Origin of the sequence: Streptomyces sp. Je 1-4 4N24 (assembly GCF_026239515.1) — a bacterium.
Classification (GTDB): Bacteria; Actinomycetota; Actinomycetes; order Streptomycetales; family Streptomycetaceae; genus Streptomyces; species Streptomyces nigrescens.
The window spans coordinates 4,504,500-4,524,973 of record NZ_CP110836.1; the positions used below are offsets into that span (position 1 = coordinate 4,504,500).

Annotated in this window: 19 protein-coding genes and 1 tRNA gene; 14 read left to right on the plus strand and 6 right to left on the minus strand. The window is 71.5% G+C overall.

The features are described 5' to 3' along the window. The first annotated feature begins 4 nt into the window (after positions 1-4). From SLV14N_RS19510 to SLV14N_RS19540, 7 genes are all read left to right on the plus strand, one after another. Positions 5-454, plus strand: a complete 450-nt coding sequence (locus tag SLV14N_RS19510) for a hypothetical protein (protein WP_263270380.1) — start codon at positions 5-7, stop codon at positions 452-454. Continuing rightward, positions 454-1,284, plus strand: coding sequence for a hypothetical protein (locus tag SLV14N_RS19515; RefSeq protein WP_263270382.1), 831 nt, complete (start codon positions 454-456; stop codon positions 1,282-1,284). Before SLV14N_RS19510 ends, SLV14N_RS19515 begins: the two co-directional genes overlap by 1 nt. A 420-nt stretch (positions 1,285-1,704) precedes the next feature. Further along, entirely contained in the window at positions 1,705-1,848 is a 144-nt protein-coding gene (locus SLV14N_RS19520; protein WP_263270384.1) for a hypothetical protein, read from the plus strand. An 82-nt stretch (positions 1,849-1,930) separates the two neighbouring features. Beyond that, positions 1,931-2,065, plus strand: a complete 135-nt coding sequence (locus tag SLV14N_RS19525; protein ID WP_263270386.1) for a hypothetical protein — start codon at positions 1,931-1,933, stop codon at positions 2,063-2,065. Between the two features lie 86 nt (positions 2,066-2,151). Further along, positions 2,152-4,149, plus strand: a complete 1,998-nt coding sequence (locus SLV14N_RS19530) for a DUF3987 domain-containing protein (protein ID WP_263270388.1) — start codon at positions 2,152-2,154, stop codon at positions 4,147-4,149. Positions 4,150-4,421: 272 nt separating this feature from the next. After that, a complete protein-coding gene (locus tag SLV14N_RS19535; protein WP_263270390.1) occupies positions 4,422-4,610 on the plus strand; it encodes an AlpA family transcriptional regulator in 189 nt (62 codons plus the stop codon). 66 nt (positions 4,611-4,676) lie between these two features. Next, positions 4,677-6,059 (plus strand): tyrosine-type recombinase/integrase, encoded by a 1,383-nt coding sequence (locus tag SLV14N_RS19540; RefSeq protein WP_263270392.1) that lies wholly within the window; start codon positions 4,677-4,679, stop codon positions 6,057-6,059. A 157-nt stretch (positions 6,060-6,216) separates the two neighbouring features. On the opposite strand, the gene SLV14N_RS19545 is transcribed toward SLV14N_RS19540, so the two are convergent. Further along, positions 6,217-6,303, minus strand: a tRNA-Ser gene (locus tag SLV14N_RS19545). A 52-nt stretch (positions 6,304-6,355) separates the two neighbouring features. Next, a complete protein-coding gene (locus tag SLV14N_RS19550) occupies positions 6,356-7,825 on the minus strand; it encodes a S1C family serine protease (RefSeq protein ID WP_208682247.1) in 1,470 nt (489 codons plus the stop codon). A gap of 590 nt (positions 7,826-8,415) precedes the next feature. Between SLV14N_RS19550 and SLV14N_RS19555 the strand changes: the two genes are divergently transcribed. The 3 genes from SLV14N_RS19555 (at position 8,416) to SLV14N_RS19565 (ending at position 11,075) form a co-directional block, all read left to right on the plus strand. After that, positions 8,416-9,261: a glycerophosphodiester phosphodiesterase gene (locus SLV14N_RS19555; RefSeq protein WP_208682249.1), complete on the plus strand. Its 846-nt coding sequence runs from the start codon at positions 8,416-8,418 to the stop codon at positions 9,259-9,261. Positions 9,262-9,314: 53 nt separating this feature from the next. Continuing rightward, positions 9,315-9,992: an ATP-binding protein gene (locus SLV14N_RS19560; protein ID WP_263270396.1), complete on the plus strand. Its 678-nt coding sequence runs from the start codon at positions 9,315-9,317 to the stop codon at positions 9,990-9,992. Between the two features lie 114 nt (positions 9,993-10,106). Beyond that, complete coding sequence (locus SLV14N_RS19565; RefSeq protein ID WP_263270398.1) at positions 10,107-11,075, plus strand: SEC-C domain-containing protein; 969 nt, start codon at positions 10,107-10,109, stop codon at positions 11,073-11,075. 281 nt (positions 11,076-11,356) lie between these two features. On the opposite strand, the gene SLV14N_RS19570 is transcribed toward SLV14N_RS19565, so the two are convergent. Next, positions 11,357-11,938, minus strand: coding sequence for a hypothetical protein (locus SLV14N_RS19570; RefSeq protein ID WP_263270399.1), 582 nt, complete (start codon positions 11,936-11,938; stop codon positions 11,357-11,359). Positions 11,939-12,135: 197 nt separating this feature from the next. Continuing rightward, positions 12,136-12,885 carry a bifunctional DNA primase/polymerase gene (locus SLV14N_RS19575; protein ID WP_208682257.1) on the minus strand — a complete coding sequence of 250 codons (750 nt, stop codon included), beginning with the start codon at positions 12,883-12,885 and terminating at the stop codon, positions 12,136-12,138. A gap of 698 nt (positions 12,886-13,583) precedes the next feature. Here SLV14N_RS19575 and SLV14N_RS19580 point away from each other — a divergent pair. Beyond that, positions 13,584-15,239, plus strand: coding sequence for a PP2C family protein-serine/threonine phosphatase (locus SLV14N_RS19580; protein ID WP_317633714.1), 1,656 nt, complete (start codon positions 13,584-13,586; stop codon positions 15,237-15,239). 232 nt (positions 15,240-15,471) lie between these two features. Continuing rightward, on the plus strand, positions 15,472-16,932 hold the full coding sequence (locus tag SLV14N_RS19585) for an aminopeptidase P family protein (RefSeq protein WP_263270401.1): 1,461 nt from the start codon (positions 15,472-15,474) through the stop codon (positions 16,930-16,932). 34 nt (positions 16,933-16,966) lie between these two features. Here SLV14N_RS19585 and SLV14N_RS19590 read toward each other — a convergent pair whose 3' ends face one another. After that, positions 16,967-17,617: a TetR/AcrR family transcriptional regulator gene (locus tag SLV14N_RS19590; protein ID WP_208682263.1), complete on the minus strand. Its 651-nt coding sequence runs from the start codon at positions 17,615-17,617 to the stop codon at positions 16,967-16,969. A 320-nt stretch (positions 17,618-17,937) separates the two neighbouring features. Further along, a complete protein-coding gene (locus SLV14N_RS19595; RefSeq protein ID WP_018092200.1) occupies positions 17,938-18,432 on the minus strand; it encodes an ATP-binding protein in 495 nt (164 codons plus the stop codon). A gap of 245 nt (positions 18,433-18,677) precedes the next feature. Here SLV14N_RS19595 and SLV14N_RS19600 point away from each other — a divergent pair, with 245 nt between their 5' ends. Further along, positions 18,678-19,505: a hypothetical protein gene (locus SLV14N_RS19600; protein ID WP_263270403.1), complete on the plus strand. Its 828-nt coding sequence runs from the start codon at positions 18,678-18,680 to the stop codon at positions 19,503-19,505. Positions 19,506-19,650: 145 nt separating this feature from the next. Further along, positions 19,651-20,439, plus strand: coding sequence for a YcnI family protein (locus SLV14N_RS19605; RefSeq protein WP_263270405.1), 789 nt, complete (start codon positions 19,651-19,653; stop codon positions 20,437-20,439). The last annotated feature ends 35 nt before the right edge of the window (positions 20,440-20,474 follow it).

Below are 20,474 nucleotides of genomic sequence, written 5' to 3' on the forward strand. Positions count from 1 at the left end.
TCACATGTTCACGCTCGCAGCAGCGCACGCCGGTATCCAGGGCGGACAGATCCTCGGCACCCTCGGTGCCAGCGGCGCTGCCCTGGCCGCAACCGTGATCCTCGTGATGGGGGTCAAGGGGCAGCACAAGATCAAGCTCGACCAGATGCAGGCGGCGATCGTCGGCCTGGTCGCCGGGACGCTGTACGCGACGGCGGCCAGCATCTGGAGCACGCCCGCCAACGTCACCAAGGGCTTGACGGCCGCGATCCAGGGGGGAGTCGGCGGCAACGTCGGGATGGGCGCCATCGCGGTCTGCCTCGTCGCGATCATCTACGGCAAGAAGCTCAAGCCCCGGACCGCCGCGCTTTTCGGTATCGCCGCGGCGACCATCTTCGCGGCCGCGGGCGGCATCTGGGGCGTGCTCAACACCACGCTGGCCGCCTTCCTCAACCAGGCTCTCGGGGTGGCCTGATGAGCGCCGAGACGACGATGGAGGCGGGGGAGCGGGCAGAGGCCGGCCACGACTCCCCCGGCCTCCGGGCCTACCTCCCCAACCGCCAGATGGTCCGCGCGCTGTGCTCCGGCTCCGCCGTCCTCGTCGGCCGCGGCTGGGCCTGGGTCACCGCCGAAGGCCCCAAGGAGACCCGGGCCCGCCTCGGCTACACCGCCCTCGGCGCCTACGCGAGCGTGTACGTCGCCGACTCCATGCCGCAGATCGTCATGCCCGCCGTGGTGGTCGGCTGGATCGGTGCGGCGCTGATGCTCGCCCCCTCCCCTCCCCCGCCGGGAAGCTCCGCCCACCCGGCGGTGAACCTCACGAAGGGGGCCGCCGAGGAGCCCCAGGAGGACGAGCACGACCAGGCGGGCGAGGAGGACGAGGACTTCGTCGAGCCGGACATGGAGACCGTCGCCGGTCTCGTCCGGCGTCTGGCCGGTACGCAGCACCAGGGCGCCCACCTCGAAGACCTTCTCGCCACGGGCGAGCTCGGCGACTGGGACAAGGACGAGCTCAAGGCCTCTCTCGCCGAGTGGGGAATCCCGGTCGAGGAGAAGGGGTTCACGCTTCGGTTCGGCGGCCGTCAGCGGGTGCGGCAGGGGGTCCGTCTGCGGGACCTCCCGGCCGGTGCCGGAGAGGCCCCCGCCGTGGCCGGGGAGGGGCCCACCCCGGCGCCCTCTCAACACCCCGCCGAGGCGCCCGGTTCGGCCCCCGCCAGCACCCCGTCCGCGGGCCCCGCTCCGGCCGCCGCCCCCTCCCCTCACCCGGCTCCGGCCCCCTCCCAAGGGGCCTCGGTAGATGGGTAGAAACCGCAGGTCAGCCCGCGCTCTACCACCCCGCCTACCACCCGACTACCTACCGCCCTACCGCCCGCTGAAAGGGGCCCCCGATAGTCAGCTACCGCTACCGCTGCGACCGCTGCGGCATCTCCTGGCCGGACCGCGAAACCCTCGCCGAGGCCGACCACGACCGCGAAGAACACCACGCTGCCCACGAGCCGACCAGCTTCCGGCCCACGCTCCGGATGGCCGCCGGCATCGGCATCGTCGGCACCGTCATGGCGATCTGGAACTGGGTCCACGGCCGCTGACGGTTGCCTGTCCGCCCTCCCCCGTGGGGGCGGGCGGGGGGCCGTCACCGGCCCCACGACGCAACGCGGACCCGGTCGTCATCCGCCAAGAGTCCGACCGGGCCCGCTCCCATCTCGCAGAGACAGGAGCCCCATCGTGGCACTCCCGAAGAACCTCCCGACGCGCGACCCCGACAAGGCCCGCCCGCAGGACGTACGCGAGTACAGCGCGAGCACCGGCGGGTGGACCCGCGCCCCCTCCACCCGCCCCGTCCCCGGCACCCCGAAGGGAGCCCGGTGATGGACCAGGAACAGCGCGAGCGGATGGAGCGCGAACTGCGCGACCGGAACAACAAGTCCGGAAAGAACCCGAGGTGGCCCTGATGCCCCTTGACGACGAGTTCATCGACTGCGACCTGTGCGACCCCACCGACGGCAGCGAGCCCTACCCCTACGCGCACTGCTGCGGCTGCGGCGCCGACGGCTCCAGCCAGTACACCAACTGCACCTGCGCCTAGCCATGGCTAGGGCGGGCCGCGGTCTTTGGCGAGAAGCGGCCCGCCCTGGTCTCTCCGCTCATTCCACAGAACAGGAGACATCCAGCATGACTCAACCGACCCCCGAACCGCACCACTCCGGTGGTGGGTTCGCCAGCGTCCACCCGCTGAGGGAGGGGCCGCACGATCACGCCATTGAGGCCGAACAAGCAGCGCTCGGAGCGATGCTGCTCTCGCCCGACGTGATCCCAGAGATCACGGCTGTCCTCGACCCGGGTGACTATTACCGCCCCGCGCACGAAACGATCCATCGCGCCATCACCGCCATGCACGAGCGTGACGAACCCGTGGACCCGATCACCGTGACCGCCTATCTCGGCACGACCGGTGACCTGAACCGGGTCGGCGGTGCCTCCTACCTCCACTCCCTGGTCCAGCAGGTGCCCACCGCCAGCAACGGTGAGTACTACGCCGTCATCGCCCGGGACGCGGCGGACAACCGGCGCCTGGACGCCACCGGTCTCCGCCTGAGCCAGCGCGCCCGCGCCGGCGAACTCACCGCCGACGCCACCCGCGCCGAGGCCCTCGCCGCCCTGGAGGCAGCCGAGCAGCGGACATGGAGCGAGCCGACCCCCCTGGGGGAGAACGGTCCGCTGCCCCGCTTCCCCGTCGATGCCCTGCCCGGCTGGCTGCGCGAACAGGTCGTAGCGCTGGCGGAGTTCACCCAGACGCCGCCGGACATGGCCGCCACCATGGGGTTGGCCGCCCTGTCCACCGCCGCTGGCGGCCGGGTCCACGTCCAGATCCGCCCCGGCTGGACCGAGCAGTCCAACCTCTACCTCGTGTGCGCGATGCCGCCGGCCTCCCGCAAGTCGGACGTCTTCTCCGCCATGACCGCCCCGATCTACCGGATCGAAGACGAACTCGCCCAACAGGCCAAGCCGGCCATCATCGAGGCTCAGACCGCCAAGGAAGCAGCCGAAGCCGAGGTCGACGCCCTGCTGTCTAAGGCCCGCAAGAGCGACTCCATCGACCGCCAGCAGCTCGTCGCCGAAGCCTCCGCGGCTCGGATGCTCGCCGACGAGATCCACGTACCGCCCGCCCCGCGGCTGACGGTCTCCGGAGACATCACCCCCGAACCGCTCACCCACCTGCTGGCCACTCACCGGTGTCTGGCCGCCCTCTCCCCCGAAGGCGATCTCTTCGACATCATCGCCGGCCGCTACAGCGCCCGCCCCAACCTGGGCGTCTTCCTCCAGGCGCACAAAGGCGAACGCCTCCAGACCGACCGCATCACCCGTGACCAGCCGACCATCGACCGCCCTGCCCTGACCATCGGCGTCACCCCTCAACCCGCCGTCCTCCAGGACCTGGCCGCCACCCCCGGCGCCCGCGACCGCGGGCTCCTGGCCCGCTTCCTGTTCGCCCTGCCACCCTCCAACCTCGGCTACCGCAAGATCCGCACCCACCCCATCCCCGAGGCCGTCAGCAGCACCTACGACACCCGGCTCGAAGCGATGGTGCGCACCTTCACCGACCTGCCCGATCCCGTCACCGTGCCGCTGTCCGCACAGGCCGACGCGGTCGTCGAACGCCTCCAGGAGGAAGTCGAGGAGAAGCTGCGCCCCGACCAGCCGCTGTCCCACGTCACCGACTGGGCCGGAAAGCTCGTCGGCGCCACCGTCCGCATCGCCTGCCTGCTGCACCTCGCCGACCGCATCACCACTGGCTGGGGCGACCCCGTCAGCGCCGACTGCGTCGAACGTGCCGCGGTCATCGCCGCCTACTACACCGCCCACGCACTGGCCGTCTTCGACCTCATCGCCGCCGACCCCGCCACCGAGGACGCCCGCCACATCCTCACCTGGCTCCAGCGCCCCAAGCAGAACGGCACCCACCGAACCACCGTCAAACGCCGAGACGTCGTAGCCGCCCACCGCCGCTTCCGCGGACGTACCGACGCCATCGACCCCGCCCTGCGCCTCCTGGAGGAACACGGCTACCTCCGCCCCGACGCGCCTCCCGCCCAGGGCGGGAAAGGCCGCAGCGCCAGCGTCACGTTTCGTGTCCACCCCGCCGTGAAGGCGTCGCTGGACGCTTCATAGCCCGCAGAACGTCAGCAGTGTCAGCAAAAATCGCTGACCTGCTCCTTTACCCCGCTGACACGCGTCAGCAGCCGTCAGCAGTGTCAGCAGAAAGCTGGTTTTGCTGACACTGCTGACACCCGCTGACAGGGCTGCCAACACCGTTCTCACAGGTCAGCGATTTTTGCTGACACTGCTGACACTTTCCGCGCCGTGACGGCGTCCGGACCACATCACACTCACGCTGCGTGTACACGCAGCCAGGCGCAACCCGCCGCGAAGGAGATGCAACTGTGCCCCGCACCCAGATGCTCAAGCTCCCCGAAGTCCTCGACGAGATCGGCATGAGCCGCGCCGCCTTCTACCGGATGCGCGCCCGCGGCAAGGCCCCCAGGCTCATCAAGCTCCCCAACGGCCAGCTGCGCGTCCGGAGGACGGACCTCGACGCCTGGTGGGCGGAGTGCGAGCAATCCGCCGCCTGATCCCGTGACCACCCTGAAGGGGCCCGCCACTCGGCGGGCCCCTTCTTCGCGCCCCTGTGGAGAGCCGTGCTCACCTACGAAGTCGAAATCTGGTCCATCCGCTCGCGCAAGAACCGTCCCAAGCCGTTCGAGCTGCGGTGGCGCGTCGGCACTCGGCCGCACTCGAAGAGCTACAAGACCAAGGCACAGGCCGACGGCCGCAGGTCTGAGTTGCTGTCTGCCCTCCGAGACCGGCAGCAATTCGATGAGGAGAGCGGTCTGCCGGCCAACGAACTGGAGGCCCTCAACAGCCCGACCTGGTACGACCACAGCGTCGCGTACGCACTCATGAAGTGGCCGCAGGCTGCGGCGAAGCAGCGAGCGAACATCGCCGAGTCTCTCGCTACGGTCACCCCCGTCTTCGTCTCTACCTCACGCGGTGCCCCTGCCCCGGCCGTGCTGCGGATGGCACTGCACCAGTGGGCTTACCGCGCCATTCGCACACCCGACGGCCAGCTGACACCCAGGGCTCAGGGCGAAACGCCCCCTGGCGATGTCCAAGCAGCGCTCGTGTGGTTGGCAAGGAACTCGCTGAGGTTGGACGCAGCCGCGAAGCCCGACCAGCTCCGGAAGGCTCTCGATGCGCTCTCGATCAAGCTCGACGGCGACACTGCAGCTCAGACCACGATTCGACGCAAGCGCACGGTCCTGAATAACGCTCTGCGCTTCGCGGTTGAGAGGGGCAAGCTCCCTGCCAATCCTTTGCAGAGAGTCGACTGGGCCGCCCCTCCGAACGACGATGAAGTCGACTTCCGCTTCGTACCTGACGCCCGGCTCGCCCGTGCACTGCTTGAGGCAGTTCGCGGCCAAGGCGACCGCGGGGAACACCTCTCCGGCTTCTTCGGGTGCGTGTACTACGCCGGCATGCGACCGTCCGAAGTCGCTGCACTGGACGAGAAGGCCTGCACGCTCCCGGCGGACGGGTGGGGCGAGCTGGTCCTGGCCAACAGCCGGCCAGAGGTCGGCTCCGGGTGGACGAACGACGGAAAGTCCTACGAGGCGCGTGGGTTGAAACGGCGGGCCCGCAACACCACACGCTCCATCCCCATCCCACCCGAGCTGGTGAGAGCGCTCAGGCAGCACCTGAAGCAGTTCGGAACGGCTGAGGACGGCCGTCTCTTCCGCGCGGCACAGGGCGGCCGTATCCGATCCACGGAGTACACTGCCGTCTGGCAACGAGCGCGTGAGAAGGCGCTCACGCCGGCGGAGCTGGCCTCTCCGCTCGCGGCCGTTCCGTACTCCCTCAGGCACGCGATCGTCTCGCTGTGGATCAAGGCGGGCGTGGACCCGGTGGAGGTTGCCCGGCGAGCCGGCCACAGCGTGGCTGTGCTCTACCGCTTCTACGCCAAGGTGCTGCACGGAACGCAGACACGAGCGAACGCCTTGATCGAGCAAGAGCTGGACGGGTGAGGGCGCCTGCCACCCTCGGAATCCTGGCCCGCCGCTGGCCCGTACGCCCTGGTCAGCGCCGGGATACAGGCGACCCGGGATGAGACAGGACGAACGCAGAAGGAGTGCCCCGCCGAAGCGGAGCACCCCTTCTGACCAGCTAATTCGCTGACCTGGGCGGAGGCTGTGGGATTTGAACCCACGGTGACGTTGCCGCCACGACAGTTTTCAAGACTGTTCCCTTAGGCCGCTCGGGCAAGCCTCCCCGCGGCACCGGTGCGCGGGGCGCGTGGGTGTCGCGGGATCAGACTAGCGCGTCACTTGTCGCCCGTGCGCTGGCCCAGGGTGACTTGGGTCGTGTGCTCCTTGCCGCCGCGCTTGTAGGTGAGGGTGACCTCGTCGCCGGGCTTGTGCTGCCAGATTTCGCTGATGAGGGTGGGGCCGCTGTCGATCACCGTGTCGTCGAGCTTGGTGATGGTGTCGCCGGGCCGGAGACCGGCCTTGTCGGCGGGGCCGTTCGGGGTGACGGCTTCGGAGCCGTTGTTGCCGGTCTTGGCGATGGTCGCGCCGTCGCCGGTGTCCCGCATGCCGACCTGGACGCCGATCTGGGGGTAGACCGGCTTGCCGGTCCTGATCAGGTCCTGGGCGACCCGCTTGGCCTGGTCGATGGGGATCGCGAAGCCCAGGCCGATGCTGCCGGACTGCTGGGACTCGCCGCCCAGGCCGCCGCCGTTGCCGGCCGACTGGATCGCGGAGTTGATGCCGATGACATTGCCGGCGGCGTCCATCAGCGGGCCGCCGGAGTTACCGGGGTTTATCGAAGCGTCGGTCTGCAGGGCGCTCATGTACGAGGCGCTGGTGCCGCCGCCGTCGCTGGAGGCCACCGGGCGGTCCTTGGCGCTGATGATGCCGGTGGTGACCGTGCCGGACAGGCCGAAGGGGGCACCGATGGCGATCGTGGCGTCGCCGACCTGCACACTGCCGGACTTGCCGAGCGGGAGCGGGTTGAGCGGGGCGCCGGAGGCGTTCTTCAGCTTGAGCACGGCGACGTCGTAGCCCTTGGCGTTGCCGACGACCTCGGCGTCGTACTTCTTGCCGTTGGAGAACGTCGCGGTGAGCTTGCCGCCACCGGCCGCGCTGGCGACGACGTGGTTGTTGGTGAGGATATGGCCCTGCTTGTCGTAGATGAAGCCGGTGCCGGTACCGCCCTCGCCGGTGGCACCCTGCGCCTCGATCGTCACGACGCTCGGCAGCGCCTTCTGCGCTATCCCGGAGACGGAGGTGGGCTTGCGGTTCAGCGCACCGGGGTCGCCGGGCGCGGAGACAGTCGTCGAGGCGCTGTCGTTCTGGCCCGCGGCCCAGAAGCCGATGCCGCCGCCGACACCGCCGGCGACCAGCGCCGCCACCAGGACGGCCGCGATCAGGCCGCCGTTGCGCCGCTTGGGCGCCGGGCTGCCGGTCACACCCCAGGGGTCACCGCCGTACGGAGGCTGCTGGCCCCAGCCGCCGCCCGCTCCGGGGGCGCCATGACCGGCGCCCGGGTACGGCGGGATCTGGGCGGTCTGCTCGGTGGTGGGGTCGTCGCCGGGGTGGCCGAAGCCGGGCTGCGGAGGGTGTCCGGCGCCCGGGGCCGAGCCGACGGTCGGGGCGAAGCCCGGCGGGGGCGGCGCGTACGGGGCATCGGGAGCCTGGGCGCCGGAGGCGGACGCGGGGGCGCTGTCCGGCTGCGGCCCGGTCGGCGGCTTGGCCTCCGACGGGACGGCGACTCCCTCGTTCTCGGTGCTCACAGCTCTCTCCTCAGCTTCATGACTGTCGGCGCCCACGGCCTCGGCAGGCTGCTTCCCTGCTGCCTCGGATCTCATCCATGCCCGAGATCCGGGGCGGGCCGTTTCTTCCGGGGCTTGCAGTTCGGCCGGACCCTGGGGGTGCGTCCGGGTGGTGCGGTTCTCTGGGCCGGCGGGCCTCGCGGTCCGCCGGGTGGTGCGGTTGTTCCGGTCCGGCGGGCCTGGGGCCCTCCGGAACGTATGGCTCCTCGTGCCGGTGGACGGGGAGCCCCGGTACTCCAGGATTAAGGATCCCGGCGATACGGGCGAGTCCCGGTCCGCCGGTCCGGGGGGCGGCCGGCCGTGATCCGCAGGTCCCGTCCCGCACGCCCCGGCCGTGCGCGAGCCCCGTCCGCAGGTCCGGTCCGGCGGTCCGGGCCGGGCGATACGGGCGAGTCTCCCTACCACCCTTGCCCACCGCGCGTCAGAGCACCGTAAGCCGAGGCTGTGACTGTCCCCTCATCCTTTATGCCGGACAAAACCGGCGCATCCCCTGTTCCGCGCCTTGGGTATGCGCCCGGCGCCCCCTCAGCGGTGGATGGCACGATAACGCGGTGACCTATGCACGCCCTGCCCAGGACGCCCGTCCGGGCCGTCCCGCCATTTCCGTCATCGCCCATCGCGGCGCCTCCGAGGACGCCCCGGAACACACCCTCGCGGCCTACCGCAAGGCGATCGAGGACGGGGCGGACGCCCTGGAGTGCGATGTCCGGCTGACCGCGGACGGGCATCTGGTGTGCGTGCACGACCGCCGGGTGAACCGCACGTCCAACGGGCGCGGTTCGGTTTCCGCCCTGGAGCTCGCCGATCTCGCCATGCTCGACTTCGGCTCCTGGAAGGACGACGGGTACGCGAACGAGGCGCCGGACCGGCAGCACGAGGACCCCGAGCGGACCTCCGTACTGACACTGGAGCGGCTGCTGGAGCTGGTCGCCGACGCGGACCGCCGGGTCGAGCTGGCCATCGAGACCAAACACCCGACGCGCTGGGCCGGACAGGTGGAGGAGCGGCTGGTGGAGCTGCTGGCCCGATTCGGGCACACGAATCCGGCCATGCGCACCGACTGGACCCCTTCGGTACGGGTCATGAGCTTCTCGGCGCGCTCCCTGCACCGCGTACGGGCCGCGGCACCCGAGGTCCCCGGCGTCTACCTGATGCAGTTCCTCACCCCGCGGCACCGTGACGGCCGGCTCCCGCCCGGCGTCGGCATCGCGGGCCCCGGGATACGCATCCTCCGCTCGCACCCCGACTACGTCGCCAAGGCGCATCGCGCGGGCCACCGCGTCCACGTATGGACCGTCAATGACACCGCCGATGTCGAGCTCTGTCAGGAATTGGGCGTGGACGCGGTGATTACGAACCGCCCCAAGCAGGTACGAATCCAACTCGGCCTTGGCTAAAGCTCATCACAGGGTGTGCACCGGCGCATTCGGCCCGTATTCGATTGTGTCCAATGCGTCACCATGTGCTGCTTGGCCGGTTTCCGGTCCAGTCCATTGGGGCATTCATCCCGTGGCGTGGGGCAAAGGAGGTCTCGGGGGTGGCGTTGGTGGTGGCACAAGAGGTGCCGACGTCGTCGATCATGGCCGTACCCCATGGTCCCGTGGGTGTGGGCATGGCCAGGCGGCGCATGCGTGAAGAGCTGTTGGCAAGTGGAGTTCAGGACGCAGTCGTCGATGACGCGGTCCTCATTCTTTCGGAGCTGCTGAGCAATTCGTGTCGCCATGCGCGTCCGATATACGAAAACGGATCACCGGGCTCCGTAACGGCTGAGGCAACGGACGCCCCGTCGGCATCCATCCGGGCGTCCTGGCGTATCGACTCACAGGGAAGACTGACCGTCGCGGTCACGGACGGCGGCGGCCCGACCCGGCCCCTTCCGGCCACACCGTCGGTCACGGCGCGCGGCGGCCGCGGGCTGGCCATCATCCGCTCACTCGCCAAGGACTGGGGCGTACACGACTCCGTCGTCGGCGAAGTCACGGTCTGGGCGGCCCTCTCGCTCCAGGGCGCGTTCGCTACGCGCGTGGATCTGACGCCCGATCTGCCGCCCTCGCTCGCCAGGGGCGCCGGGGTGAGCACGGTGCGGCCGCTGACCCCGGGCTTCCCGGAATTCGACGATCTGACGTAGCGGCACGGCGGGACACGGCCGGACACGCGGCCGAGCGCGGCGCCGTACGCAATCCTCTAGGCTCGCGCCGAAACGCGTCCGTACGCCCAGGATCGACCAGGAGACACCGTCGCCATGGCCAAGAAGCGCCGTCCCCAGCCCCAGGCCGCAGCATCACAGATCAAGGACGGCGAGGTGCCGGTCGTCGGCGCCCGTGAGCCCTGCCCGTGCGGCTCCGGCCGCCGGTACAAGGCCTGTCACGGGCGACAGGCGGCGCACGCCGCCACCGAGCTGGTGCAGCGCCCCTTCGAGGGCCTGCCCGGTGAGTGCGACTGGGTGGCGCTGCGCGAGCTGGTGCCCGCCGCCACCGCCGAGTTGACGCTGAAGGGCGGGCTGCCCGAGGGCGTCCCGTCCGTGACGCTGGCGACCGTGCTGCCGATGGCCTGGCCCGCACTGCGCCGCGACAACGGCGCGGTGCTGCTCGGCCTGCAGAACGACACCGCCTCCGGCGACCTCAGCCGCGACCTCGCCGACACCCTGCAGCGCGCGCTGGCCGCCGAGCCCGGCACCCCGGTCGCCGCCGCGCGCCCGGCCCCCGACGGTCCGCGGCTGCAGGATCTGCTCGACCCGGACGCGGCTTTTGAGCCGACCGTCCACACCGGCTTCGAGTTCTGGGTGGAGAACGCCGAGAACGCCACCGGCGAGGTCGCCGCCTCTCTGGAGCGGGCCAACGCGGCGGCCATTCCCACCTCCCGGATTCCCGGGCTGGAGGGCGCGTACTGGTGCGAGGCCCCGGAGAAGAACCATCTGCGCTGGGTCACCGGGCACCCCGAGGAGCAGCTGCTGGACGCACTCGCCCGGCTGCACGCCGCGGGCGACTCCTCGCTCGGTGAGGGCACCCGTCTGGTGGGCTCGTTCCGCGCTCACGGTCTGGTCGTTCCGGTGTGGGACCTGCCCTCGTCGATGAGCGCCGAGGACGTCGCCAAGCCGGCCGCGGCGTTCGCCGAGCGGCTGGCCGAGGCGCTCGCGTCGGACGCCCCGCTGTCCCCCGAGGAGCGCCGGGCGCGCGGCGGGCTCACCAACCGCCAGGTGACCCTGAGCTGACCGGACCGCCCCCGACCGTGCGGAATGGATGCCTCCGGGGACCTCAGGCGTGACACCTGTCACAACTCCCCGTACCTGCCGGTAAATAGGCGTCCGGAATTCCACGATCGAATTTGCGAACTGCCGATCTCTTGTTACGGTTCTAGAAGCCCGGTCGCTGGTGCATCCCCCGTCGCCAGCGACCGGGCGCTTCCATGTCCGGAGCCGGGTGCTCCGCTCGGCCGACCCCTGCCGCCGGGGGCTCCGTGCCGTCAGCGGGGCGAACCACCGCCTCCCGCGGACTAGTTGCTGCCGGAGCGCAGCAGCAGCCGCTCCCCCGCCACGTCGGAGAACTCCGCCACCGCGCCGTACGGCCCGCCCCCGCGCACGGTCGCCCCGGTCGGCGTCTCGCACATGCCCGGCACACCGGCCCCCGCTACCTCGCAGTGCACCTGGACGGTCGTGCCGTCCGGTCGCAGCAGCGTCAGTGCGGCGCGCAGCGGGTCGCCGGTGAGATTGCGGTAGTAGGTCCGCCCCCAGGTCAGACCGTCCTCGGCGAGCACGCAGGTCTGGGCCTCGATCCGCCCGGGAGCGGCGAGTTGGGGGCCGCAGCGGGAGGTACGGCCGGAGGGGGGCGGCAGGCCGGGGCCGGCGGGGGAACCGGTGGAGCTCCGGGCGCCGGCAGTGACGGGACTCTTGCCCGGCTTGGCGCCGCTATTGGGCCTGATGCCCCTTTCGGCCGCAGAGCTGTTTTCGGACGTGGCGGCCGCCCCCGAAGCCGTGAGGTCGGCCGGACCGGCCATTGCGGCGCCCAGCGGCACGACGCCGGCGAGCACCGCCACGCCGGCGAGCCCGGTCATGCGGAGTTTCTGCGCACGCTGCATGGGCCCCCACCTGGATCGAGATGCCGCTGACGACGGCTTGACGGTGGGCCGAACCTATCGGGCGGCGGGGGTGCGCCCAGGCACCCGGACGCGGGTTTCCCGTAGTTGTCCGGGCCGGTCACACCCGAACGGGTGATCCGCCCGCGCGTTGTTTCCGACCGCCCGCCGCACAGACCGGACGGGCGCCCGCGCGGACGTCAGTACGCGAGCCGGCTGCCGCCGTCGGGAGTGCTGGTGCTCGCCGTGACCAGTGCGTCCACGATCGTGCTCACCTTCGGCAGCCAGGGCGCGGCCGAGGGTGGGGGTCCCCCCTGCTCGAACGAAGCTGAGAGCTTGGGGGAGGCCGGCGGCCGCTCCCAGCGGACCCGGCCCGCGCCGATCTGGGAGGGCGGGAGCACCACATAGCCGCCCTCGCCGTGGAACCGCAGCGAGCTGGGCACCCAGTCCTGGGAGTGCAGCAGCTCGCCCAACTCCGCGAGGTCGTACGGCGATACGAGCAGCGACCAGCGGGTGGGCGTGGCCACCACGGGGCCGAGGCGCACCCCGAAGTGGTCCAGGGCCGCCAGGGCGCGGGCGCCGGCGACGGCGGGCAGGCTCACCGCGCAGGGCGCGCGGCCTCCGGTGGCCAGCACGATCGGGGCATCGGGGCGGTTCGCCCACCACCAACGCACCATCCGGGCATCGGTCGTGGCCGCCAGCAGGCCGGGGTCGAAGGGGTGCGCGCCGGGCACCACACAGTCGGGGTCGGGGCAGCTGCACCGGCGGCCGGTCCGCTCGCCGAGGCCGAGCCGGGCACCGGCCGGCTGGCGGCCGGCGGGCCTGATCCCCACACCGGGAAGTACGGGCCACTGCCACTCGGTGGCGCAGTGGAGCGCCGCACCGAGCAGCGCCGACCTTCCGCCGCGCCGGAACAGGAGCTTGCGTCGCCTTCCGAGGATCTCGCGCATGAGCGCTCGTTCCTTTCCGTAAACGCCGAGGGCTTGGTCCATCGCACTACATGGCACTTCTTGCCGGTTCACCGTCGTTCGTGCCGTGCCGCTTCATGCCGTGGTGTGGCGTTTCCTGCGGCCCGGCCGGGCTTCCCGGGGTCGATCGCATCTCGATCACGCCACGTGGATCACTGGTCACCGCGTGTACAAGGCAGCGCATCACGCCGTACGCCGAGCGTGGAACATGGCGGGGGGTGGCGCGCGCCTGGCGATTGCGCCTCCGTGGTGCAGTCCCCGCCTCTTGGGAGTGCGTCGCGGTCGTCGCCGTATTAGACGCCGGTGTCCGCCGGAGAGTTCCGGTGCGGCCCCAACTGACCCCGCACCTTTCCGAGTACGTACCCGCCACTGTGGTGATGACGCGCTGTTGATCGCCGTCAGTCGACCTCAAATTGACGCTTGGGGGGATTTTTTCAGGCCAATCTACAGACCTCGCTGACACCACAAACCCCATGGGGAGAGTGCTGGACATCACATCGCTGGTGCGTGTACATCTGGAGGCATTGATAGCGGAGCAGCATGACATGGGGGTTTGCGATGCTATTGAGGAAATTGAGCGGCCAACCGTACCGCGCAACATCACTCAACAAAATGCCGCACTCCCTACCAAAAAGCGGCCTGACCTGGGTCATTACCTGGCACCACGAGAGTCGCCGGCCATGACCGCCCCTCACGTGCCGAAAGTGGCTGGAATCGAACCAGCCCTTCCCGCCCCCACTCACACTGTCGACCCGCACCTGGGGAAAACCCCCGCGGATCCCCCCTCCGACACCCCGTCCGGCACTCCTGAGGGCGCCCCTCGGGACACCGGACCCGACGCCGCGTCAGGCACCGCCCCCGGCGCCGCCCCCGACATCTCCGTCGTCGACCAACTCGCCGCCGTCCAGGACCGGCTGGCCGGCTGGATCTCCGACCTCAGCACCCTGCACGACCTGACCGAACGGCTCGCGCGCACCCGTACGCTGGAGGACGCCCTCCACGAGCTGCTGCGCGCGGGCGCCTCCCTGGTGGGCGCGCGGCGCGGTCTGGTCGTCCTCGCCCCGGCCGACGGCTTCGGCCCGGAGACCACCGTCGGGCTCGGGCTCGGCCACGCCGAGATCGGCACCATCGAGACCATCCCGCGCCGCGCCCTGTCGTACGCGCGGATACTGGACGGCCTCCCGGAGCCGGGCGCCGGCGGCGACGGCCCCCGGACCGGACCGGTCCACGACACCCGGCCCGGGACGTGTGACACGGGCCGTCCCCCCGGTCCGCGCGGCGCGGCGGCGGCCGGACCGTGCACCGAGATCTCCGAACCCGACATCCCCGGTGAGAAGGACCTCGACCCGCGCCTGCGTGAGGTCGCGGCCCGGCTCGGGTACGCCGCCAGCTACGCGGTCCCGCTCGCCGCCGACCCCATCGGCAGGACCGGCGCCGCGGTCTGGCTCTACGACGAACCGGCCGAGCCCACCGAACGGCAGCGCCATCTCATCGGCCTCTACCGTGCGCACGCCGCCGAACACCTCGCCCGCCTCCTCGAACTCCACCGCAGCCGGCAGGCCGTCCGGACCCTCCGCGAGGAGCTGCTGCCGCACCGGCTGCCGCGGATCCCCGGAGTCCGCCTCGCGGTGCGGCACCACAGCGGACCGCGCGGGGGCGGCGACTGGTACGACGCGCTGCCGCTGCCCGACGGCGCACTGGGCCTGGCCATCGGTTCGGTGACCGGCTCCGGGCCGAGCGCGGTGGCGGCCATGGGGCGGCTGCGGGCGTCCCTGCGCGCCTACGCCGTCATGGAGGGCGAGGATCCGGTCGCGGTCCTCTCCGACCTCGAACTGCTGCTCCGGCTGACCGAGCCGGCCCGCAGCGCCACCGCGCTGTTCGCCTTCACCGAGCCGCCGCCCGGCGCGCCGGGCGGGCCGCCCGCACCCCCGATGCCGGGAGGTATCACCGACCCGTTCGCCCGCAAGATCGTCCTGGCCGGGGCCGGCCACTGCCCGCCGCTGATCCTCGGCGATCTGCGGACCGAGTACGTGGAGACCTCGCTGTCCGCGCCGCTGGGCATGCTGGCCTGCTGGGAGGCGCCGAGCGTGGAGATCGAACCGGCCGGCGGCGAGACCCTGCTGCTCTACAGCGACGGGCTGCTGCACCGCACCGGCGAGCCCATGGACCGCGCCTTCGCCCGGCTGCACGCGGCCGCCGCGGGCGTCCCCCAGGCCGCCCGCCATGATCCGGAGGCGGTCGTCGACCACATCGTGCGCACGATGCTGCCGCAGGGCCTGGACGATCCGTCGTCGGAGGAGGACGTCGTGCTGCTCGCGGCGTACTTCGAGGAGTAGCCCCCGGTCCGGCGGCTCAGGGCCGGTCCGGCGGCCCCCGGCCCTGGTCGCAGGGCCGGCCCTGAGCACGCCCCATACGGCGGAGGGCCGGGCGGCGGACCTGCCGCCCCGGACCCGCCGGGCGCCATGCCTCCTATGGCCGGTCTGCCGGAGAGGTCACGCCTTCCGGCCCCTGGACCGCTTTCGATCCGCACATACGATGGAATGCGGTTCAGTCTTTAAAGGAGGCATTGTGACCGACGAGCTCACTCCGGAGACCCCGGACGAGGACGAGCAGCCGATCAAGCAGCGCAAGAACGGCCTTTACCCGGGCGTCTCGGACGAGCTCGCGGAGAACATGAAGAGCGGCTGGGCCGACACCGAGCTGCGCGATCTGCAGCCGGTCGAGCAGGCCCCGCACGCCGCCCGGCGCCGGGCCGCGCTGTCCGCGCGCTTCCCCGGCGAGCGCCTGGTGATCCCGGCGGGCAATCTGAAGACCCGCTCCAACGACACCGAGTACCAGTTCCGTGCCTCGACGGAGTACGTCTACCTCACCGGCGACCAGACCGACGACAGCGTCCTGATCCTGGAGCCGAAGGGCGACTCGCACGAGGCGACGATCCACCGGCTGCCGCGCTCCAACCGTGAGAACGGCGAGTTCTGGCTCAACGGCATGGGCGAGCTGTGGGTCGGCCGGCGCCACAGCCTCAGCGAGTCCGAGGCGCTGCTCGGCGTCCCCTGCAAGGACGTCCGTGAGCTGGCCGACACGCTGAAGGAGGCCACCGGCCCGGTCCGCATGGTGCGCGGCCATGACGCCGGTATCGAGGCCGCGTTGACCGACAAGGTCACCGCCGAGCGCGATGAAGAGCTGCGGGTCTTCCTCTCCGAAGCACGCGCGGTCAAGGACGAGTTCGAGATCGGCGAGCTGCAGAAGGCCGTCGACTCGACGGTGCGCGGCTTCGAGGACGTCGTGAAGGTCCTGGACAAGGCCGAGGCGACCAGCGAGCGCTATATCGAGGGCACGTTCTTCCTGCGCGCCCGCGTCGAGGGCAACGACATCGGCTACGGCTCGATCTGCGCCGCCGGCCCGCACGCCACCACCCTGCACTGGGTCCGCAACAACGGCGAGGTCCGCTCCGGCGATCTGCTGCTGCTGGACGCCGGTGTGGAGACCCACACCCTCTACACCGCGGACATCACCCGCACCCTGCCCATCAACGGCCGCTACAACGACCTCCAGCGCAAGATCTACGACGCGGTGTACGAGGCCCAGGAGGCGGGCATCGCGGCGGTCAAGCCAGGCGCGGCCTACCGCGACTTCCACGACGCGGCGCAGCGGGTGCTCGCCGAGAAGCTGGTCGAGTGGGGTCTGGTCGAGGGTCCGGTCGAGCGGGTGCTGGACCTGGGGCTGCAGCGCCGCTGGACCCTGCACGGCACCGGCCACATGCTCGGCCTGGACGTCCACGACTGTGCCGCGGCCCGCACCGAGCACTATGTCAACGGCACGCTGGAGCCCGGCATGGTGCTGACCGTCGAGCCCGGACTGTACTTCCAGGCGGACGATCTGACGGTGCCGGAGGAGTACCGGGGCATCGGCGTCCGCATCGAGGACGACATCCTCGTGACGGACGACGGCAACCGGAATCTGTCGGCCGGGCTGCCGCGCCGGTCGGACGAGGTCGAGGCCTGGATGGCCGGGCTGCTCGGCACGTAGTAGCGCAGGACACCGCGTACGGCTCCCGGGGGCGTCAACCGCCGCCGGGAGCTGTGTCGTTGGCGGGGCGGCCGCCCTTCCTCTTGTAGGCGCCCGCGCAGGCCGCCGCCCAGACGGCGGTGGCGGCGGACTCGGCGAGGTGCCGGTCCACGGGTCTTCGGGCGATCAGAATCCGGTAGTAGAAGGGCGCGCCGAGCGCCGACATCACTTCCTCCGGGTCGGTGTCCGCGGGCAGTTCGCCGCGGTCGACGGCTCGCTGCACCATCCGGCCGGCCAGCGTCAGCCGTTCGCCGAAGAAGGACCGCAGCACGGCCGCCGCCTGCGCGTCACGCGCCGCGGCGGAGACCACCGCCTCGATCAGACAGCTCATCCGCGCCTCGGCGAAGAAGGCGGCTATCGAGCGGGCCAGTTCACGCAGGTCCCCGGGCAGGGTGCCGGAGTCCGGCAGCGGCACATCGGAGCTCAGTTCGGTCAGCAGCTCGCACACCAGACCCTCGATGCAGCGCCAGCGGCGATAGAGCGTCGCGAGGTGAATTCCGGAGCGCTGCGCGACCCTCTCCATGGTCAGCCCGGCGAAGCCGCCCTCGTCCAACTCCTCGAAGACAGCGGTCAGTACGGCCTGTCGGGTGCGGGCCGTACGTCCGCCGGGCCGGGTCTCGCCCGGGGCATGGTGCGCTGTCGTCACGACGGCTCCGTATTGCAGTGCGGGTTCACGCCAAGTATTGTCCGAGACAAGTTAACGCGAGCAACTTCGCGTTAACCCTGGTGCGCGCTGGTCTCGCAGGGACAGGGGACGCCGCGGGGGAGGTCCTCCCACCGCGAGACCGCGCGGCCCAGTCCCTCCGCCAGGCTATTTCCGGCCAATTATCCCACTGCCGACGTTCGCCCGGTTTGACACCTCATCTCCCGGCGTCTCGGGCATGGCTCGCCGGGTTCCCGTGGACAAGCAGGAGTCGCGGCGGCCGGACGGTCGCGGCGGCCCGGAGGCGTGACGCCTGCCCCGCCTCACGACGCCATGGGAAGCGCCGCCCCCTCGCGCCACTTGAGGATCTTGTCGAAGCTGACCACGGCGCCGGGGCGGCCGGTGCGGTTGCGGTAGCGGACGTGGTCGGTGAGGGCCTCGATCAGAAAGAGCCCCCGGCCGTCCTCGGCAAACTCGGGGGCCTGCGCGGGGGTGGGCACGGGGGCCGGCGGGAGGGCGCGGTCCGTCGCCGTATGGGGTGGGGCGGGGGGTGCGGGGCAGTGGTGGAAGCCGGGGCCCGAGTCGGTGACTTCGATGCGGCAGGTGTCGCCGTCGATGAAGGCGGTGACGCGGTAGTCCTCGGTGGCGTCGCCCCCGTGCTCGACGGCGTTCGCGCAGGCTTCGGAGAGGGCCACCGACAGGTCGTAACAGATGTCCGGGTCCACGCCCGCTGTCTCCATCGTGCCCAGCAGCAGGCGACGGGCGAGCGGCACGCTCGCAGCCTCGCGCCGCAAATGGAGTGACCACCAGATGCTCATCGCTCCAGCCTCCTGGCCGCGGCTCGACATATCGATACCTATTGCCGCGCCGCAAGGTCCGTAAGCATGTCCGGGACGTGATACCGCTCATTCGGCGGATGCGAAGAGTGAGCGCATCGGTGTAGGTGCCGCGCTGCCCATGCGCCGTCGCGCGCCCGCCTGCGTCCTCGGACGCCCCGCTGGGCGCCCCTTGACACCGACCTGCCGTCGGGGGGCCTTGAGACCAGTGGGATGATGGCGCGGCCATGACTCCACCGCCCGCCTCCACAGCGCGCGCAGCCGCCGATCTCCGGCTGTTGAGGGCCGCGGTTTTCACCGCGGCCTGCGTCGCGCTGTCCGCGGCCGGGCACATCCTCGCCTCGTGCGCCACCGTCCCGCTGTGGACGCTGGGCGTCGCCGCCGCCGCGGTGTTCGCGGTCGCGGCGCCGCTGGCCGGGCGGGAACGCTCACTGCCGGGCATCGCCGTCGGGCTCGCCGTGGGACAGCTCGTCCTGCATGCGGTGTTCACCTGGGGGCAGCAGCCGGTGCCCGCCGCGCCGCGGGGCGGCTCCGGCGCCGGCGGGCTCTCGGACCAGGCCGCGATCAGCATGGCCCGGCATCTGATGTGCGGGCTCGGCAGCGGCCGGATGGACGGGGCGCAGGCGCGCCGGGTGCTCGGCTCGGGTGGCTTCGACGCGGCCTCCGCCGCCGGGGTGGCCGCACCGGCGGCGCACGGTACGGCCGGTGGCACGGCCGCCGCCGACACCGTGACGGCGCACACTCTGCTGCCGTCGCTGCCCATGCTGCTGGGGCATCTGCTGGCGGCGCTCGCCGTCGGCTGGCTGCTGCGGCGGGGCGAGATCGCGCTGTGGCGGCTGGTCCGGCTGTCGGCTCCGGCGGTACAGACGCTGGTCGGTGCGGTGCGCGGGGCGCTCGTGCTGGTCCGGGCCCTGCTCAGGGGCCTCGGCGCGGCGCACGACGAGCCGCGGCGCGCCCCGGTTTCGTACGGGGATGACAAACCCGGCCCGAAGGACCCCGCACTCCACCACAGTGTCGTGAGGCGAGGGCCACCCACCCTGGCCCTCGCGGCCTGACATCGCGCGAAGCACGCTCCCACGTGGGGGCCCCTCCCATGCCCTTTGGGCATGGGGGAGGGGTACGGGCTCGCGCGCCGTCGTCGCACGCGCGCCACCTACACCGTCACCAGCACCTTTCTCCTTCCTGTGGAGTGTTTTTCCGATGTCGAAGATCTCGAAGACGACGCAGATGCCGCAGCAGCAGCCGGACCTCTCGCGGACGCGGCGGCTCGCACGACGGCTGCCGCTCGTGGGCGCCGCCGCGGTCGGCAGTGTGGTGCTGCTCGCCGCCCCGGCCTTTGCGCACGTCAGCGTGCAGCCGGCGGGCGCCGCCCCGAAGGGCGGCTACGCGACCGTCAACTTCAAGGTGCCCAATGAGCGGGACGATGCGTCCACGGTGAAGCTGGAGGTCACGCTGCCGACCGACCACCCGCTGGCGTCCGTCATGCCGCAGCCGGTGCCCGGCTGGAAGGTGGACGTCAAGAAGTCCAAGCTGGCCAAGCCGATCGAGATGCACGGCGAGAAGATCAACGAGGCCCCCTCGAAGATCACCTGGACCGCGGAGGACAAGGGCGTCGAGCCCGGCCGGTTCCAGCAGTTCCCGGTCTCCGTCGGCATGCTGCCCGAGGACGCCGACCAGGTCGTCTTCAAGGCTCTCCAGACGTACGACGACAAGGAGGTCGTGCGCTGGATCGAGCCGACGAAGGACGGCGGCCCGGAGCCGGAGAACCCGGCGCCGGTCCTCAAGCTCACCGCGGCCGAGGAGGACGGCCACGGCGCCGCCGCCGCGGCCGACAAGAACGGCGGCAAGGACCACCTCAAGAACGCCGCGGCCGCCGAGGACGCCTCCACCAGCGACACCACGGCGCGCGTCCTGGGCGCCATCGGCATCGTCGTCGGCATCATCGGAGTCGGCTTCGGTGTCTTCGCCGGCCGGCGCCGCAGCGCCTGATCACGGACGGGCCGGCGCCCGACCCGCGCCGGCCC